Raw genomic sequence first — 14,954 nt, forward strand, 5'->3', positions numbered from 1 at the left:
AGAGGTTAGCCTAGTCTAACTTTAACGTCCCTTTGCTTGTCGAGAGGTAACCATGTTTTCTGCTCCAACGGCCGGTCGGCGGTCTGTTCGACGGTTCTCCGCGCTGTCCGCGCTCGCCGTGTCGGTCCTCGTGGTCGGCGCATGTGGCAGCAGCGACACCGCCGAGACGCAGAACGCCGACGGCGGTGATTTTGCGGCCGTGACGATCGATTCGGCCCTGGGACAGGCGGTCATCACCGACAAGCCGGAGCGCATCGTGACGCTCGGGCAGGGTTCGGCGGAGACGGCGATCGCGCTGGGTACCGTCCCTGTCGGCGTCGAGGAGTATTCGTGGGGTGCCGACGACACCGGTTACCTGCCGTGGGTTCATGACGCAATCACCGAATTGGGAGCCGAGCTTCCCCAACAGTTCACCGGTGGAACCGAACTCAACATCGAAGCCGTTGCTGCCCTCGAACCGGATCTGATCCTGGCCCCGTGGTCGGGCGTCACGCAGGATCAGTTCGACAAGCTCAGCGCCTTCGCCCCGGTGGTCGCGTACGAGGAGCAGCCGTGGACGACGACCTGGGAAGATCAGATCACCGTGATCGGCAAGGCCATGGGTGAGGAGGAGAAGGCTGCGGAGGAGATCGGCAAGATCGAGAGCCGCTTCGCGGACGCCTCCGCCCAGCACCCCGAGTATGCGGACGTGAGCTTTTCGTATATCTACAACACCGGTCCCGGCACTCTCGGCGTGTTTCTCGCCGACGAGCAGCGCGTCGCTATGGTCCGCGCACTTGGATTGCAGGTCGATCCGGTGGTGAACTCGCTCGACGAGACCGAGGGCACCGACTCGTCGGTCATCGGGTTGGAGAATGCCAATCTGCTGAACGATTCCGACTTGATCTTCACGTTCTACTCGGACCCCCAGAACCGTACCGACACCGAGAATCAGCCTGCGTACAAGCAGATTCCGGCGGTGTCCCGCGGTTCGGTCGTTGCGCCGACGGATCAGTCGTTCGTCACCGGATCGTCCATCATCAATCCGCTGACTGTGCCGTGGGCACTCGAGCGATATGTGCCGATGATCGACGAGGCTGTCGCGAAGGTCGACGCGCGCACGTCGTCGGTTAATTGAGCGGAGCGTCGGAGAGAAGGGTGGCTCGACCCCAGCGAGACGCATACGCCGCAGGGGCCCACGGTGGTCAACTCGAATCATTCTGTCGAACAACCTCTTCCAGCCCCGCACCGTGTTCTCGGTGCGGGGCTGGTGTTGTTTGAGGGGTTATGCGATGTGGGGGCCGGCTCGGGCGTGGGATTGTCGGGGTTCGCGGTAGGGGTCGACGGTGGCCGGTGGGACGAACCAGGGGTGGTTGTCGGTGCCGATGAACACTTCCCAGTCGGAGTGGTGGATGAGTTTGTGGTGGAATCCGCAGAGTAGAACGAGGTTGTTCATGTCGGTGGGGCCGCCGTCACCCCAGTGCCAGATGTGGTGTCCTTCGGTCCAGGCGGCGGGTTTGCCGCAGCCGGGGAACGCGCAGCCGTGATCGCGGGCGGTGAGGGCGCGTTTCTGTTTCGCGGTGACGGTGCGGGCGGTGCGGGCGAGGTTGATCGGTGAACCGTTCTCGTCCATGACGATGGCGGTGAGGACACAATCACACGCCAATTGGCGGGAGGTGTTGCGGGAGAGCGGTCCCATCCACGGCAGCCACCCGACCGAAGTGCCGTCGCCGAACAAGTCGCGATACGCGCCACGATCAGCGGCAGCACCGCCTTCACCGCGACCGCCACTGCCGTTTTCGTGGTCCGGTTCGGTTGCTAAGTCAGTGTCGACGGGGTTGCCGGTGTTGATATCCACCGGATCGACTGTGTCTGTGTCGGATTCTGTTGCTGCGCGTGAGTTTTCGTCGTCGGTGATGTCGTCTTTGTCGCCGCGGCTCTGGAGGTCGGTGAGGTCCTGCAACCGGATGTGCAGGTTCAGGTGCGGCCGTTCACCGCCTTCGATGGGGCGGTTACTGGAGGCGAGGTATTGGTCGAGGATGTGTCCGAAGGCGTCGGCTCTGCGCTTGGCGGGGCTGCGGTCGTCTTGGGTGCCGTCGGCGGCGGGTCGGGGTTCGGTCAACGGCGAGAGGGCGGTGAGCAGCTTCTCTGCGGTGATCGCATCGAAATCACCTTTCAACACCAGCCGCCCGTTCAAGGTCTTGGAGGCGAAGAGTTCGTTGCGGTCGGTGTCGTCGGCGGGTGGTTTCTTGTTGCCGAAGCTGTCTTCGAGTCTGGTGATCGCTGCACGAATCCGGCCGGTGCGCGCTTCGGGCCCGGTGGCGGCGGCGATCAGAGCTTTACGCGCGACATCGCGCCCCTCATCCGGCAGGTTTTTCGGGGGTGTTTCGGCGAAGGTGAGAATCAGCGCGGCGTGATCGACGGTCATGACGCCGGTGTTCACGGCGTCGGCGATGTCTGGAAACGCAGCCATGCCGCGGGCGAGGGCGACGATCTTGTTCGCTTTGCTGGGTGAGAGCAGGGTGGTGGAGGTCAGCCAACCGGCGGGTCCGGGGAAGCCGAGTTTCTCGCGGGAGATGCGGGTGTCGATCTCTGCGACGAGAGCGATGCGCCGGGCTTCGAGCAATTGGATCTGATGGGAGACCGCGGTGGCGTCGGCGAGGAGTTCACTTTCGCTCAGTTGCCAGATCCCCGTCGTCATGGACCAAGTGTATCGAACTGGTGTTCGATGCGCAATGATAGTGTAATCGAAAACTATTGGTGTGCATAAAGATTCGCGAATCAGAACCTGTCGGTAGTCTGTGGTAGAAGCGCGGAGCCCGTTTCCAGATGGTGATCGCTGCAGCGATTTCAGTCCGAGCAGCGCGGTGACTATTTCGATTTCTTACGCTTAATACGACCAGCACCAACTCTTTCCCATCCGCCGCTGGCGTTATTTGGGTGTCTTCGTGGCGGTTTATCTGCCGCGCGGGCGGTCCGCGACCATGAGGGGAGCGTCGCGCATGCAGATTCGCCCAACTTACGGCCATCGGACCGATGCGGCGTTTCGCCGCACCCCAGTTGGCGCGTCGTTCCAGTTGCATCGCAATAGCGAAGAGCGAAAGTGGTGGCGACCGCGGCGGCGATTCGTCACAGAGCGCGACGCTCTCGAAGTTCGGAAATCCTCGGTTCAGGCATCCGGCGCGTCAGTACGCCTCGCGCTGACGCTCCTGTTCCAACACCTGCTCGAGGTCGCTCAATCGGTTCATCGACGACACCTGACGAGCGGTGCGGTGATTGAGTGCCAACATCTCTCGGTGTCGGTGCACGAAGGCCCAGTAGCCGGCGGTGAAGGGGCAGGCGTCGTCGCCGAGTCGTTTTTTCGGGTTGAACTCGCACTGCTTGCAGTAGTCGGTCATGCGGTTCAGGTACGCCCCGCCCGAGGCGTAGGGCTTGGTGGCGATCACTCCGCCGTCCGCGTGTTGACTCATCCCGATCACGTTCACCGGCATCACCCAGGCGAACCCGTCGACGAAAGCCGTTGCGAACCAGTCGGTCAAGGCGCGCGGATCCCAAGCATGTTGCAGCGCAAAGTTTCCCAGAATCATCAGCCGGGGGATATGGTGCACCCAACCGCGATCTCGCACACCGTCGACGGTGCTGGACAGACACTTCGCCACCACCGCGTCGCCGTCCAGCTCGGTCAGCCAATCCGGCAGTGGCTCATGGGCATCGAGCTTGTTGCGCTCGAGATACTCCGGCCCCAGATGCCAATACAGGTGCCACACGTATTCGCGCCAGCCGAGAATCTGCCGGATGAAGCCCTCGACGCTCGCCAGCGAGGTGCCGTCTCGGTGGGCGTCCTCGGCGGCGTGCGCCACGTCCAGCGGTTGCAGCAGTCCGAGGTTCAACGGGACCGAGAGCAGTGAGTGCGACATCGTCCAGTCGTCGGCCATCACCGCGTCCTCGTACTTGCCGAAATCGTCCAAGCGATAGTTCACGAAGTGCGCCAACGCCTCCGACGCCTCGGCCGCGGTCACCGCGAACACTCGGGGCCCGTCGACTCCGACGGTGTCGAGGGCCCAGTCGTCGAGGTCGGCGCGCACCTGGTCGTCGATGGCATCCTCGGTCGGCCACCACGGTTCCTCCACACCCAGGGTCAGGCGTCCCTTCGGGGGCGGCGACTGGTTCTCGGCGTCGAGGTTCCACTTTCCAGAGACCGGGTCGGACCCGTCCATCAGTACACCGAACTTCTTGCGCTGCTCGCGGTAGAACGTCTCCATCCGGAAGGTCCCACGCTCGGCCGCCCAGTCGGCGAACTCTGCCCGGGGTAGCGCGAACATCGGTGTCGGCAGAATCTCCGAGACCAGGCCCTCTTCGTGCAACGCGGCAACGAACTTCTCCGCTGCGTGTGAGGTGGGCTCGAACACCACCACGGGTTTGCCGTACTGGGCCAACCCTTCGCGATACGTTTCGGTCTGAACGTAGGTGACGCGATCACCCAACTCGTCGGCCAGATGACGCATGCCCGAGAGCACGAGATGAAGCTTCTGCCGGTGGTATCTCCGCCGCCGGAACACGCGCCGGGACTCGATGATCAGCACGTCTCGCTCGGCGTGCTCGTCCGCTGAGTGGAAGTGCGGGCCGAGCTGATCACCGAACAACCACAGTGCGTCCATTCTCGGAGTGTTCTCCCGCAGCGACGAAGGCAAACCAGCGTCCGAAACATGGCCGGCCGGTGAACACTGAGGTCGACCCAGGCGCGCCTTACTTGACCACCGACCGTCCATCGCATGGACTGACCCGATGCACGCTGAGTCTGCGCTTTCCAGAAGGACATTTCTTCGCTCGTCGTCGGTGGCCGTCGCTGTGGCGGGAGTGGCCACAACACTGCCCGCGACCGCACACGCGCAGGCCAGCGATCGAGGCTTTCTACACGGGGTTGCGTCGGGAGATCCGTTACCCGACGCGATCGTTCTCTGGACCCGCATCACCCCCACGCCCGACGCCACCCCGGGCTCCGGAGTCGGCCCGCAGGTGTCGGTGACGTGGCGGATTTCCCGCAGCGCGGATATGGGTGACGTCGTCTCCTCCGGAACGGTCTCCACCGGCCCCGATACCGACCACACCGTCAAGGTCGACGTCAACGGCCTCAGCGCAGACACCACGTACTTCTACGACTTCCGGACGAGCGACGCGGCCTCGGCCGTCGGGACCACACACACCGCTCCGGCCAACGATGCCGATATCGATGCAATGCGCTTCGGTGTTGTCTCGTGCTCCAACTGGGAGTCGGGGTACTTCGGTGCCTACCGGCATTTGGCGGCCAGGACGGATTTGGACGCCATCGTGCACCTCGGCGACTACATCTACGAGTACGAGACGGGCGGCTTCCCGGGGCGCGACGGCGTCGTTCGGCAGCATTCGCCCACGCACGAGATCGTCACACTCGCCGATTACCGTCAGCGGCACGGTCAGTACAAGTCCGACCCGGATCTGCAGGCCGCCCACGTCGACGTGCCGTGGATCTGCACGTGGGACGACCACGAATCGGCCAACGACGCCTACGACGGTGGTGCCGAGAACCACACTCCGGCCACCGAGGGCGATTGGTACACGCGCAAGGCCAATTCGGTGCAGGCCTACTACGAGTGGATGCCGGTCCGCGCGGCGGGCACCGCGACCAACCGCCACCTCTACCGCAGGCTGCGGTTCGGCAACCTTCTGGAATTGTCGATGCTGGACCTGCGTACCTACCGTTCGCAGCAGGTGTTGCCGTTCAACGGTCCCGAAGTCGATTCGCCGAACCGAACCATCACCGGTGCCGAGCAGATGCAGTGGCTCACGGACGGCATCGTCTCGTCGCCGACGCAGTGGAAGATCGTCGGCAATCCGGTGATGATCACGCCCACTCTGATCCCGCCGCTCGACCGCGATGCGGCCAAGGCCGTCACCTCCCTGCTCGGCATCCCGGAGGGCGGCTTGCCTTACAACGCCGATCCTTGGGACGGGTACACCGCCGACCGCAGGAAGCTCCTCGGTGCCATCGTGGACGCGGGCGTCGACAACACGGTGTTCATCACCGGCGACATCCACTCGGCGTGGGCCTGCGAGGTGCCCCTCGACGCGGCGCGCTATGCAACCACGCAGCCCGCTGCTACCGAGTTGGTCGTCACGTCGGTCAGTTCGGCCAACATCGACGACCTGACGCACACTCCGCCGCATACGTTGGGCCGAGTCGCCGAGGAAGCATTCAAGGCGCTCAACCACCACGTGAAGTTCGTCGACCTCGACAGCCACGGGTTCGGCGTCTTCGAGGTCACCAAGACGGCGGCTCGGATGGACCACTGGTTCCTCACTGCGAAGGAGGATCCGCGGACCGGTGTGTACTGGGGAGCCGGCTTCACCGTCGACTCCGGCACCCAGCGCGTCCGGGCGGCGGCACCGCCTGCCGGATAGCGCGCCATACTGGTCGGCGTGGCTGTACCGAAAATCGTCCTGTTCTATGTGTTCACTCCGCTACCCGATCCCGAGGCGATCCGGCTGTGGCAACAGACGCTGGCCGCGTCGAACAATCTGACCGGACGCATCCTCATCTCGGAACACGGCATCAACGCGACGGTGGGTGGCGACGTCGACGACGTCAAACTGTACGTCCGCGGCACCCGCAGCTATCCGGCCTTCAAGACGGCCGACATCAAGTGGTCCGATGGGCTCGGCAACGATTTCCCACGCCTGAGCGTGCGCGTCCGCGACGAGATCGTCACGTTCGGAGCCCCCGGGGAGCTGAGAGTCGACACCGAAGGGGTGGTCGGCGGCGGGACTCATCTGAGCCCGGAGCAGGTGCATCAGCTCGTAGATTCCCGCGGCGACGACGTCGTCTTCTTCGACGGCCGCAATGCGTTCGAGGCACAGATCGGCAAGTTCAAGAACGCGGTGGTCCCCGACGTCGAGACAACGAGGGACTTTGTCTCCCAACTCGATTCCGGTGCCTACGACCATCTGAAGAAGTCCCCGGTGGTCACGTACTGCACCGGGGGAGTTCGGTGCGAGGTGCTCTCGTCGCTGATGGTGGCCCGTGGGTTCGAGGAGGTCTATCAGCTCGACGGCGGAATCGTCCGGTACGCAGAGACTTTCGGTGACGAGGCGCTCTGGGAAGGCTCGCTGTTCGTCTTCGACAAGCGGATGGCGCAGAACTTCTCCGACCACACCGCCGTCATCGGTCGCTGCAGTGCCTGTGGCAATCCGACATCGCGCTACCAGGACTTCGACGGTGATGCCGGCCGTGGTTTGCGGTTGATCTGTCTCGATTGCGCGTAGAGAGATGCTGCCTTTTCGAGACGGTCTCGCGCCTATGAGACTGCTTCTACCGCATGGTGATCCGGCCACCACCATCGTCGAATACCTCGAACGTGAGATGCCCGACGACAACTGGCAGCGGGCCATGCGCGACGCCGAAGTGGTCGACGAGAAGAGCAGGCCTATCTCCGACGCGACGCGGTACCGTGCCGGCATTCAGGTGTACTTCTATCGCGTTCCAGCGCAGGAGGTTCCGGTGCCGTTCGAGATCGGAATCCTGCACGAGGACGAAAATTTGCTGGTGGTCGACAAGCCGCACTTCCTCGCCACCATCCCGCGTGGTCGGCATGTGACCGAAACGGCGACGGTGCGACTACGCAGGCAGTTCGACTGCCCCGACCTCACGCCCGCGCACCGACTCGATCGCGCCACCGCTGGGGTGCTGCTCTTCACCAAGACCAAGCATGCCCGACGGCCGTATCAGGAACTCTTCTCCTCCCGCAACGTCACCAAGGAATACGAAGCAGTTGCGGGATTCGATGCGGCGCTGCACTTTCCCCGCGTCGTGCGCAGCAGAATCCTCAAGGAGCACGGGGTGATGACGGCATACGAGGAGCCCGGGGAGCCGAACAGTGAGACCCTGATCGAACTGGTCGAGACGTTCGGCACAGCCGCCCGCTATCGACTGTTTCCCAAGACGGGCAAGACTCACCAGCTGCGGATTCACCTGTCCTCGTTGGGGATTCCGATCGAGAACGATCCGTACTATCCGGTGTTCACCTCGGTTCCGGCCGATGACTTCACCAGACCCTTGCAGCTCCTCGCACGGGCACTCGAGTTCACGGACCCGCTGACCGGTGAGGCCAGGTGCTTCGTCAGCGCCCGGCATCTGCGGACCGACGCCCCCTGAACCGACAAACGCGCGCGCGTTCGCCAGACGCTCGCGGAATAGATAACCATTCCGCGGGCACCCAGCAAACGCGCGCGCGTCTGCGAGAACCCAAGCCCTACGTAGCCAGCGACCGCGCCATTCCGCGTTCGATGGCGGCAACCAGCTGCGGGCGCAGTTCGGCGGCGGGGACGATGTGGTGCACCGATCCCATGTCCTGAGCACGCTGGATGTTGTGGATTGCCTCGAATTCGGCTGCCACTTCACCCAGTTTGGCGTTGCGGGCGTTGGCTCGCACCGTGGCGAGCTCTACGCGCAGGGCCGAGCGGGTGGCGTCGTCCTCGGCGGTGTTCAGCGCAGTCTCGAGTTCCTTGACGGTCGGATCCGCTGCGGTGCGGGCGTTGACGTCGCGGGTGAACACCACTGCTGCTGCCGGGGCACCGCCGAGTACGGAGGCGAAGGATCCCTCGACGGCGAGGACTTCCATGTTGTCGTTGAGCGCTCCGGAGAACACCACGAACGCGCCGCCGTGGTAGCGCGAGACAACACAGAACACGACCGGCCCGTCGAAGTTGACGATGGCGCGGCCGATCTCGGCTCCGTATTCGAGCTGAATGTTGCGCAGCGATTCCGGTGATCCGTCGAAGCCGGAGAGGTTGGCCAGCACCACGATCGGCCGGCTTCCGCTGGCGGCGTTGATAGCGCGAGCTGTCTTCTTCGACGAGTTCGGGAACAGGGTGCCCGAGGTCCACTGATCGGGGCCGTCGGACGGGAACCAGCCCTTGCGCGGGATGGCTCGCGATTCGATACCGATGACGGACACCGGGATTCCGGCGAGGTGGGCGTCGAACACCACGGAGGTGTCGGCGTCGGCCATGTCGGCCCAGCGTTCGAGCACCGAGTGGTCCTGGTCCACCACGGCGCGCATCACGGTGCGAATGTCGAACGGCTTCTTGCGGTCCGGGTTGGTGACCGAGGAGAAGATGTCGCCGACGGTGGTGAAGTCGCTCGATGGGTGCACGTGCGGGTAGGTGCGCACGTCGCGCTCGGTCGGGTCTGCGGTGCCTGCGCGGCGTGGGAAGCGTTCTCCCGGTGCGGCATACGCGTGGTCGTAGTGCGCGAACAGGATGTCGCACGCTGCGCGCAGGTTCGGTGCCCAGTACTGTGCCTGGCCGTTGGGGCCCATGACGCGGTCGTAGCCGCCGATACCGAAGTTGTCCTCGGCCGAGACGCCACCGGAGTAGTCCAGCGACTGCTTTCCGGTGAGCACCATCGCGCTGTCGGGGGTCATCACCAGGATGCCCTTGGTGTGGGTGAGCATGGTGGCTTCGGCGTTCCAGTACGGCTGCGCGCCGACGTTGATGCCTGCGACGACGATGTTGATCTCGCCGCCGGCCTGGGTGAATGTGATGATGCGGCGCAGGCCGCGCGAAACCCAGTCCATGTTCTCGGTGCCCGACTCCATGGAAATCGTTGCGCCGGAGGACAATGCGAACCATTCGACGGGTGCACCGAGTTGTTCGGCTAGGTCGATGGCCGCGACGATCCGCGAGCACTCGGCCTCGGCGACGGTGCCGAGCGCCTTGGTCGGATCGCCGAACAGTGCGACGCGGGTGATGCCCTCGGGGTACGTGGCGGTCGGTGTGGTCGCGACACCGACGATGACGCCTGCGGTGTTGCGGCCGTACGGACGATCGACCGGTGCGAGGACGCCGTCGGCGTCGAAGTCGTACTCGGTGAACGTGCCACCGTTGCTGCTCAGCAACGGAATCAGCTCGTACGGGTACACGGTGCCGCGCGCCTGCGATCGCTGAACCTTCTGGGTGTACTCGTCGAGCGGACGCATCGGTTCGGTCGGCGGCGGGGTCACCTTGGCGACGATGCCTGCACCGGATCGGTACGACAGGCGCAACGCGACCTCGCGCGGTGTCGCACCGGGTGTTTCGGCCAGGCGAGCGATGAGAGTGATCTCTTCGAGGCCTGCACCGATCGTCAGCGGCGCGATGTGCCGGGCGATGGTGGCGATGCGGTCGGCGGGCACGTTGAGTACCGGCCAGACGTAGAGCACGACGCGGTTGGCGTCGAGCCGCTTCTTGCCGCGTCCGGCCTGGGCCCGGCGGATTCCGTCGAGGCAGGCCGCGACGGTCCGTTCGATCTCCGGAACCGCGACGATGTTGCCGGCGTCGTCCAACTGTGTTGTGACACCGCGGATCTCGGCCAGAGCAACCAGTCGCTCGTCGGAGGGGTTGGCCTTCGACGTCAGGTGGAACAGGTATGTACCTGCGCTGGCGGGCAGGCGAACTCCGTCGAAGTTCTTCAGTCGCCACAGGTCGAGTCGTTGACCGGTCAGCGGGTGCATGTCCCGAATGATCGTGTCCTCGGCGAGGGGCTCGGATCCCTCGACCGTGGTGCGGCGGTAAGTCATCTTTCGGGTGGCGGATCCGAAGGCGGTCACGGTGACGCGACGCCAGCGGCCGGTGCCGGGATGCGCGGCCAGAACGGCCTGAAGCTGGTCCGAGAGCGCATCGCCGTCGGTCGGAGCCTCCGGCCAGGACAGGTAGAGGTCCACGGCCAGGTTCTCCGGCGACGGGCCGGCGATATCGTCGACAGTGTCGAGAGTGTTTGCGAGAGAATCGAAGTCGGTTGCCGTGGAGATCAGGTGCAGCTGCTCGCCCGAGAGCTCGAAAGTGCCGGTGACGAAGTGCTTTCCGTCGCGGTCGAAGGCTTTGACGTCTTCGAGGGTGCGGATCTCGTAGTACTGGCGGGTGATCACCTCGAGCAGGGCTCCGGGATCGGTGATCCGTTGTGCCAGCAGCTCGATCAACGGCTCCGGGGTGGCGACGAGAGCGGCGACGCGTGCCGAGTAGTCGGTGGCGTCGGGGTTCTCGGCGAGGTACTGCAGGCTGCCGCGGACACCGTCGTAGATCTTCTCCCGTGCGGTGCGGATCTGCGGCTCGTCGAACAGTCGGAAGCGCAGGTTGCGGGCGACGTCGCCGATGACGGGGTAGCGGGCCTGGGTGGCACCGATGAGCCGTTCGAGTACCCCGGCCATGGCCGGGGTGGCGTCGGGTTGTTCCGAGCAATCGCTGAGCCAGTGTCCGAGCAGAGCGGCGATGACCGGAACCTGGTTCTCCATGCGCTGGAGGGCGAGGAAGACGCGGTAGACGGCTTCTTCGAGCTCGGGTGTACGGCCCTCGTCGATGGCGGCGTCGTAGTGTGCGAGTGCGCGAGTGAGCTTGGCGCGGAACGAATCCGGGAGCCCTTGAACGTCTGCGTCGAGCGAGTGCAGGAACGAGTGGAAGTGCTCGCGAGGGGAGTGGACGCGCTCGTCGTTGCTCTCCTCGTCCATCGTCGGCCTGTTGCGGGAGAGCTCGCAGATGTCGGCGAATGTGTTGAGCAGATCCAGCTCGGCGGATACCAGTCCCGAATCGTTGCGCGGCACATCGGCCCGCAGAGTCTCGTAGGTGGACAACAGGTTTCGCGCGCGGGCTCCGCTGACGTCGAAGCCGGTGATGAGGGCGGCGAGTTCGTCGAGTCGGTCCAGTGCGCGGCGCTGCGGCGATCGCTGCGCGGCGTCGTCGATACCGCGGAACTGCACGCGCGGTGCCTGCTCGGAGACCTTCTGCTCACCGGCCTGATCGACGCGCAGCAGTGCTGCTCCGGCGTCGACCTGTCCGTTGACCGAGGCCAACACCTCACGCACGGTGCCCGCGTACGGGGACCGGACGGCGGTTTCCATCTTCATCGATTCGAGGACGACGAGGGTCTGTCCTGCTTCGACCTCGTCGCCGACGGCGACCGGGACGGCGACGACGACGGCGGGGGCAGGCGCGCGGACCAGCCCGGCCTCGTCCTGGGAGATCTGGTGGCTGATGCCGTCGACCTCGACGAGGAAGTGGGCGGCTCCGGCGACAGTGACCACCTGGTAGCGGTGATCGCCGATGACCAGTCGACTCTCGTAGGTGCCGAGGCGTTCGACGTCGACCTGCAACTCCCCGATGGCATCTCCGTCGATGCTGTAGCGGTGCGTGCCGGTCTGGCCTACTTCGAGCTTGTAGGCCTGGCCCTGGTAGTTCAGTTCGACGGTGCGGCCGATGGCATGGGTAGCGCGCGGACGACCGCCGCGAGCGGAGTTGAGGAACGCGGTGCGCTCGCGGCCTTCCTCGGCGTCGTAGGCATCGATGGCCGCGGCGATGATGGCGATGTCCGCGACGGCCGTCGGGCCCACCTGCGAGCCGGCCTCGGTGCGGTCGAGCCAGCCGGTGTCGGCGGAGGCGGAGATGACTTCCTCGCGGTCGAGCAGGCTCAGCAGGAACGACTTGGTGGTGGTGCCGCCGTCGATGACGACGGTGGTTTCCCGTAGTGCGTTACGCAGTCTCGCCAGAGCTTCGCTGCGGTCGCGGCCCCAGGCGATGACCTTGGCGACCATCGAGTCGTAGTCGGGCGGGATCACGTCGCCCTGAGCGATACCGGTGTCGACGCGGATGCCGGTGCCGAGCGGAAACTTGAGCAGTTCGACGGTGCCGGGTGCGGGCGCGAAGCCGTTGTCGGCGTCCTCGGCGTTGAGACGGGCCTCGACGGCGTGGCCGAACTCGGTGGGGCACTCGCCGGGCAGTGCTTGACCGTCGGCGACGAGGATCTGCAGCTTCACCAGGTCGATGCCGGTGGTGTACTCGGTGATGGGGTGCTCGACCTGCAGGCGGGTGTTGACCTCGAGGAAGGTGAAGATCTTCTGCTCGGGCTGGTACAGGTACTCGACGGTGCCTGCGCCCTGGTAGCCGGCAGCCTTGACGAGCTCGGCCGAGGCGGTGCGGAGCTGGTCGGCCTGCTCCTTGGTCAGCAGCGGTGAGGAGGATTCTTCGATGACCTTCTGGTTGCGGCGCTGGATCGAGCAGTCGCGCACACCCGGGGCCCAGACGTTGCCGTGGCTGTCGGCGATGACCTGAACCTCGACGTGGCGGGCGTCGGTGACGAGCCGTTCGAGGAAGACCACGGGGTCACCGAACGAGCGCTCGGCCTCACCCTGGGTGCGCTCGAGGGACAGTTCCAGTTCGTCCTCGTGGAAGACCTTGCGGATACCGCGGCCACCGCCGCCCGAGCGGGCCTTGATGATCAGCGGGTAGCCGATCGCTGCTGCATGACGGCGGGCGTCCGCGCGGGTCTCGACCGGTCCACCGGACCACGGTGCGACCGGGACGCCGACCTTCTCGGCGAGGAGCTTGGCCTGGACTTTGTCGCCGAGCAGACGCATGGCGTCGGCGGACGGGCCGATGAAGGTGATGTTCAACCGGGCGACGAGGTCCGCGAACGTCGGGTCCTCGGCGACGAAGCCCCACCCGACCCACACCGCGTCGGCACCGGACTCCACCAGCGCCGCCTCGAGGACGCCGTAGTCGAGGTACGCCGAGCCGCTGGCGGGCTTACGCAGCGTGACGGCCTCATCGGCCAGGCGGACGAACATGGCCCGCTTCTCCGCCTCGGTGTGCAGCGCTACGGTGCGGATGCCGTAATCGTGTTCGGCGTTGAGCTCTCGGACGGCTCGGATCAGCCGTACTGCTGCCTCGCCTCGGTTGACTACTGCAATCCGCTTGAACAACGTATCTCTCTTCGCTCGGTATGGGCGCACTTCGTCGGCGCACTCTCGATGGAACGTGGATCGGTGCCAGGCATGTCCGTTACTCATGCGCCCATGCAGCACTCCGATCGACCTATTCTAACGGCAATGTGCCCCCATGCATCGCCAACGACGTTCGGCGTGAGTGTGATTGATCACGAAAAGCTGAATCATATTCTATGACAGCGTATTTCGTATCGGACCGGTCGAGCCTGCCGGGCAATTTCGATTTCGTACCCGTGAGTAGCGTTGGCGTAAGGGCTAATTCACTGTTCGGGCACACACGTACCTACCGGCGAGTACATTACCGGTGGGTACGGCTCCGTCGAGCCCTCTTTCGCGTTCCGATTCGTCGCGCGTCGAGCTCTCACAGGGCGTCCCCGTCGTCGGTACAGGGCAGCCGCAGCGCGTTGACCCACAGCCTCGTCGCAGTCTCGAGCAGACTCTCGTAGTCCGCTGCGGCCCGACCGCCGGCGGCGTCGACGACGAAGTGATTGAACGCGAGCCGGCTGATCATCGACGAGAGGGCTCGGGAGGCGAGAAGGGGATCGAGTTCGGTGTCGGCCAGGCCTCGGTTCTGCAGACTTTGGATACTGCGGGCATTGCGTCTGACGAAGGCGTCGGCGCGCTCGCGGCGTAGCCGTCGAAATTCGGGATCTATGTTCGAGACCTGCTCGAGCAGGGCCATCAGCTTCGCGTTGCGCTGGTACGCCTCGAAGTAGGCGCGGTTACTCGCGGCGATCACGGCCACCGGATTTTCGTGGGGATCCACACGTTCCGTACCGGGGTGCAGCATGTCGTCCCTGGCCTGTTCGAGCACCGCGGCCAGGATTTCTTCTTTGCTGGTGAAGTACGTGTAGAAGGTTCCGGCGGAGCACCGAGCAGCGCGGGTGATGTCGATCAGCCGGGAGTCGAGGTATCCGCTCTCCTCGAAGACGCGTCGTGCGGCCGCGACGAGCGAGGATCGAGTTCGTAGCCCGCGTGGGGTGATCGGCAGCTCCCGACCAGGAAGCTCGCCACCGGACTCCGACGCAGCAGGCATTCAGTCTTTATACGTCATTGTGTGCACGGTTCCGTGCGGATGAACCTGCGAATCTCACCCCGCTGAGGAAGTCGCGTGTTCGAGCGGGTACCGAGGGAGTGGATCGGGGCGCTCCGCTGTGGTGCACACGGCCACCGAAACGCGGTCTTTGT

8 protein-coding genes are annotated in these 14,954 nt (G+C 64.9%); 4 read left to right on the top strand and 4 right to left on the bottom strand.

Annotated elements, in window-relative coordinates:
• The first annotated feature begins 52 nt into the window (after positions 1-52).
• Positions 53-1,117 (top strand): iron-siderophore ABC transporter substrate-binding protein, encoded by a 1,065-nt coding sequence (locus QM797_RS20315; RefSeq protein WP_283277463.1) that lies wholly within the window; start codon positions 53-55, stop codon positions 1,115-1,117.
• Positions 1,118-1,264: 147 nt separating this feature from the next.
• On the opposite strand, the gene QM797_RS20320 is transcribed toward QM797_RS20315, so the two are convergent.
• Together QM797_RS20320 and QM797_RS20325 are read right to left on the bottom strand one after the other, a co-directional pair.
• On the bottom strand, positions 1,265-2,680 hold the full coding sequence (locus tag QM797_RS20320; RefSeq protein WP_283277464.1) for an HNH endonuclease signature motif containing protein: 1,416 nt from the start codon (positions 2,678-2,680) through the stop codon (positions 1,265-1,267).
• Positions 2,681-3,164: 484 nt separating this feature from the next.
• Positions 3,165-4,637, bottom strand: a complete 1,473-nt coding sequence (locus QM797_RS20325) for a cryptochrome/photolyase family protein (RefSeq protein WP_283277465.1) — start codon at positions 4,635-4,637, stop codon at positions 3,165-3,167.
• 127 nt (positions 4,638-4,764) lie between these two features.
• Between QM797_RS20325 and QM797_RS20330 the strand changes: the two genes are divergently transcribed.
• Genes QM797_RS20330 through QM797_RS20340 form a run of 3 tightly spaced genes read left to right on the top strand, consistent with a single transcriptional unit; the run spans position 4,765 to position 8,167 of the window.
• A complete protein-coding gene (locus tag QM797_RS20330; protein WP_283277466.1) occupies positions 4,765-6,417 on the top strand; it encodes an alkaline phosphatase D family protein in 1,653 nt (550 codons plus the stop codon).
• An 18-nt stretch (positions 6,418-6,435) separates the two neighbouring features.
• Positions 6,436-7,278, top strand: coding sequence for an oxygen-dependent tRNA uridine(34) hydroxylase TrhO (trhO, locus tag QM797_RS20335; RefSeq protein WP_283277467.1), 843 nt, complete (start codon positions 6,436-6,438; stop codon positions 7,276-7,278).
• A gap of 4 nt (positions 7,279-7,282) precedes the next feature.
• The gene (locus tag QM797_RS20340) at positions 7,283-8,167 is read left to right on the top strand and encodes a pseudouridine synthase (RefSeq protein WP_283277468.1); all 885 of its coding nucleotides are present in this window, start codon (positions 7,283-7,285) and stop codon (positions 8,165-8,167) included.
• 97 nt (positions 8,168-8,264) lie between these two features.
• On the opposite strand, the gene QM797_RS20345 is transcribed toward QM797_RS20340, so the two are convergent.
• Together QM797_RS20345 and QM797_RS20350 are read right to left on the bottom strand one after the other, a co-directional pair.
• Positions 8,265-13,742: an ATP-binding protein gene (locus QM797_RS20345; RefSeq protein WP_283277486.1), complete on the bottom strand. Its 5,478-nt coding sequence runs from the start codon at positions 13,740-13,742 to the stop codon at positions 8,265-8,267.
• Positions 13,743-14,127: 385 nt separating this feature from the next.
• On the bottom strand, positions 14,128-14,802 hold the full coding sequence (locus tag QM797_RS20350) for a TetR/AcrR family transcriptional regulator (protein ID WP_283277469.1): 675 nt from the start codon (positions 14,800-14,802) through the stop codon (positions 14,128-14,130).
• Positions 14,803-14,954 lie beyond the last annotated feature (152 nt).

The organism is Rhodococcus sp. IEGM 1381 (assembly GCF_030056795.1).
Lineage (GTDB): Bacteria > Actinomycetota > Actinomycetes > Mycobacteriales > Mycobacteriaceae > Rhodococcoides.

Excerpts from the sequence above, each read along its gene's own strand:
- QM797_RS20340 (WP_283277468.1), top strand. The coding sequence starts at position 7,283 with ATGCTGCCTTTTCGAGACGGTCTCGCGCCTATGAGACTGCTTCTACCG.
- QM797_RS20315 (WP_283277463.1), top strand. The coding sequence starts at position 53 with ATGTTTTCTGCTCCAACGGCCGGTCGGCGGTCTGTTCGACGGTTCTCC.
- QM797_RS20325 (WP_283277465.1), bottom strand. The coding sequence starts at position 4,637 with ATGGACGCACTGTGGTTGTTCGGTGATCAGCTCGGCCCGCACTTCCAC.
- QM797_RS20330 (WP_283277466.1), top strand. The coding sequence starts at position 4,765 with ATGCACGCTGAGTCTGCGCTTTCCAGAAGGACATTTCTTCGCTCGTCG.
- QM797_RS20320 (WP_283277464.1), bottom strand. The coding sequence starts at position 2,680 with ATGACGACGGGGATCTGGCAACTGAGCGAAAGTGAACTCCTCGCCGAC.
- QM797_RS20350 (WP_283277469.1), bottom strand. The coding sequence starts at position 14,802 with ATGCCTGCTGCGTCGGAGTCCGGTGGCGAGCTTCCTGGTCGGGAGCTG.